The sequence below is a fragment of the Bowmanella yangjiangensis genome, from assembly GCF_017255015.1.
Lineage (GTDB): Bacteria > Pseudomonadota > Gammaproteobacteria > Enterobacterales > Alteromonadaceae > Bowmanella > Bowmanella yangjiangensis.
Genome location: NZ_JAFKCS010000102.1, coordinates 1 through 2,712, shown reverse-complemented (window position 1 = coordinate 2,712; position 2,712 = coordinate 1). Strand labels below are relative to the sequence as shown.

The window sequence follows — 2,712 nt, the reverse complement described above, 5'->3', positions numbered from 1 at the left end:
AATGTCGCTCGGCATTAAAGACATACAGTGGCATCAGGCAACTAACAGTCTAATCGTCAGCCATGGCCCGTATTTGTATCAGTGGTACAACAATGAAGTGTCGCCTTTGTTCTATGCCGGACAAAACCGCGCCCGCCTGCAATACCTGCTCGACGGGTTGCAGACCGGCAGCGATCTCAAACGCATCGACGAACTGGCCTTTGCGGCGGGCTTCAACTCGCTGTCGGCGTTCTACACCTGCTTCAAGCGGCATACCGGGCTGTCGCCGAAAGCCTATCTTCGAAGCCGTCTGGATGATGCTGCAGTGCCATCGGCTGGTTCAAGCGAGGCGCGGTGAGTAGGGTGAGAGGCGGTTGCTGATGTTCAGAACGGGTTCCATGCCCTGGTTATGGCGGTGCTTGGCGGCGCTGATCTTAAGCGCGCCCGAGCCCTTGGTTCGATGAGCGTGCGGCTCCGGCTCATAGCTCCAGTGAGCCGCTATTACGCTCCACATCGATCAGACGCTCGGTCGGCCCGTTCGGATCGAGCCGTTCCCTTACCACCTCGGGCCAGTTGGCGCGGCTACGGCGGCTAGCCACTTTATAGGTGTACTCTCCGATCACCCCGACGGGGTATTCGAGCACTCCACCAAATAACAGGAACACATCCGACAGTTGCAGGTAATTGCGCCCGTCCGATTCCTTACGGCGTTTCTTCAAATCCCGCCAATGCTCCCCAAGCTGCTCGCTGAGTTTGAATTTGATTGCCAACTGGCTTTTGACAAAGGCATCGGACTCGCTGTGATTGCCCCGCTCGTCGAACCAGGGACCGTTGTTCATATAGGCACGCAGGTATTCCCAGAAACACAACTGCATGTCCAGATCCTTGCCCATCGGCACGCCCAGGCTAACCAGTACCTGCCGCTCTGGCCGCTGGTACTGGTGCATCAGCACCTCCAGCGCCGCGCTGCGCGTGGCGCCGGTATAGGGGCCAACCAAACGGAATTCATAGGCCACGGCAGCGATTTCATCCCAGGGGCAGTGGTAGAGAACACCATCCTGTTCTAAATAGACTTCGCGGGTACGGCGGTTGAACAGAATTGGCAAAGGTAAAGGGCGCAATGTTTCCCATAGAAAGGGGAGCACTAGTATAGGAATAGCCGTTAAGAAGGTTCCTATGCTTTCCCAGGGCCTTCCATAGTAAATCTCAAGCAACCCCATAAATATAAAAGCCCCCCCACCTATACCTCCCAATATTCCCGTCAACATCCCACGATGCTTTTCTTCTCCCACCTTCAAAGTTAGGTAATGCTCGGTCTGCTCTTCGATGTCGAAGAGGTTCATCGGATGCCGGCCTGTCGGCTGATCGGCTTTCAGAGCGACATAGGGCACGTTGCCGGACAACTTGTCTCCTAGTGCCGCGATCAATCTCTCCAAACTCATGGGCTTCAGCTCAAGTCGATTTCCAGAGGCGGCATATACAGCCCCTCGATGGGTTGATAGATCAGAGTGCCGCTGATGCGCTTCAGCTTCTTGCCTTCGCTCTCATGGTAGGCGTAGCTCAAGCGTAGCGATCCATCGGGTTCAGGTGCCACGCGGTTACCGGTATCCACATAGAGCGGAATGGGGTCGTCCTCGCCCCAAACCAGCGGCACGCAGTTGAGGCTGTCGCTGAAGTCGAGCAGGCCGCGGCTGTGAGATCACTCTTCCATGCCATCGAAGGCGACCATGCCTTGCTGGTACGTTTGCTGGCCAGGAAGCAACAGCACCAAGCGGATCTCCTGAATCGTGCCGTGGTATGGATTCGTATCCTGCTAACGGCGCAGCTCCATGCTGGCGGGCATCAGCATCTGGTAGAAGGCGACCATCGACTCCACATAGGTCTTCGACCAGTCGGCCGGGCGGGTGTCGAAGCGGGTTTGTTTGACCCATTTCTCCGCTGGCGAGTCCTTGGTATAGAACAGCGTGATCAGGCCAGCGAGGATCAGCAGGGTCAAGCCTGCTGCCTGAGCGATCTGGGAACGGAAGGGCGGCCACGCCCCGCGACAGGGTCGCCACATTGCCGGCGAGGGCCAGATCACGCGCCACACGCAGCGCCTGCATGTCCCGCCAGGTCACCGTGGTCAAGTCGCCGCTTGCGCCTGCTCCAGTTTGGCGTCCGTCTGCCGGGCTCCGGGACAACACGCTCAGTCGCTGACGGGCACTTGGGCCGGTTCGTCGTGAATACGCAGGTAGATTTCCTCTCGGTGCACTTTCACCGCCACGGGCGCCTTGGTGCCGAGGCGAACTTGATTGCCAGTCACACCGAGAATGCAGATCTCGATGTCTTCGCCAATCTTCAGGGCTTCGCCAGGGCGGCGGGTCAGGACCAACATAGCGGCATTCCCTGTGAGAGCTTGAAACTATGACACGGCATCAAAAACCGAACCGGGGATCGAAATAGGAAAGCGGAGGGTGAGCTTTCATCCACTCTTTCGCATAAGTTTTGGCTTGCGCAACCTGTTCCGGAGACATCGTGGGCTCTATCGCTTTAAGAAGCCCCCGTTCAAAGTCATCCCCTTCATGTCTTATTTCTGCAACCAACGAGAGGAATGCATAGCCCTTAATTTTATCCAATGGAAAGCCCATTTGATCGGGCATATGCACCAGATTAGCCCCATAGGTACTGACTGCATCTACTATTCCAGTTTCGACGGCTTTCTTTAACCATTTACGAGCGGACTCGAAATCTCCT

General features: G+C 56.6%; 6 protein-coding genes. 1 reads left to right on the top strand and 5 read right to left on the bottom strand.

Features of this window, described 5'->3' with window-relative positions:
- A partial coding sequence (locus J0A65_RS22180) for a helix-turn-helix domain-containing protein (protein ID WP_206596497.1) occupies window positions 1-337 on the top strand: 337 nt, incomplete at its 5' end.
- A 121-nt stretch (window positions 338-458) separates the two neighbouring features.
- Here J0A65_RS22180 and J0A65_RS22175 read toward each other — a convergent pair.
- The 5 genes from J0A65_RS22175 to J0A65_RS22155 all read right to left on the bottom strand — a co-directional run.
- Window positions 459-1,421: a hypothetical protein gene (locus J0A65_RS22175; RefSeq protein ID WP_206596496.1), complete on the bottom strand. Its 963-nt coding sequence runs from the start codon at window positions 1,419-1,421 to the stop codon at window positions 459-461.
- A gap of 5 nt (window positions 1,422-1,426) precedes the next feature.
- Complete coding sequence (locus J0A65_RS22170) at window positions 1,427-1,573, bottom strand: hypothetical protein (RefSeq protein ID WP_206596495.1); 147 nt, start codon at window positions 1,571-1,573, stop codon at window positions 1,427-1,429.
- Window positions 1,574-1,792: 219 nt separating this feature from the next.
- A complete protein-coding gene (locus J0A65_RS22165; protein WP_206596494.1) occupies window positions 1,793-1,975 on the bottom strand; it encodes a hypothetical protein in 183 nt (60 codons plus the stop codon).
- 189 nt (window positions 1,976-2,164) lie between these two features.
- Entirely contained in the window at window positions 2,165-2,353 is a 189-nt protein-coding gene (csrA, locus tag J0A65_RS22160; RefSeq protein WP_206596493.1) for a carbon storage regulator CsrA, read from the bottom strand.
- A gap of 40 nt (window positions 2,354-2,393) precedes the next feature.
- Window positions 2,394-2,712, bottom strand: a 319-nt coding sequence (locus J0A65_RS22155; RefSeq protein WP_206596492.1) for a hypothetical protein, incomplete at its 5' end; no start/stop codon positions are given.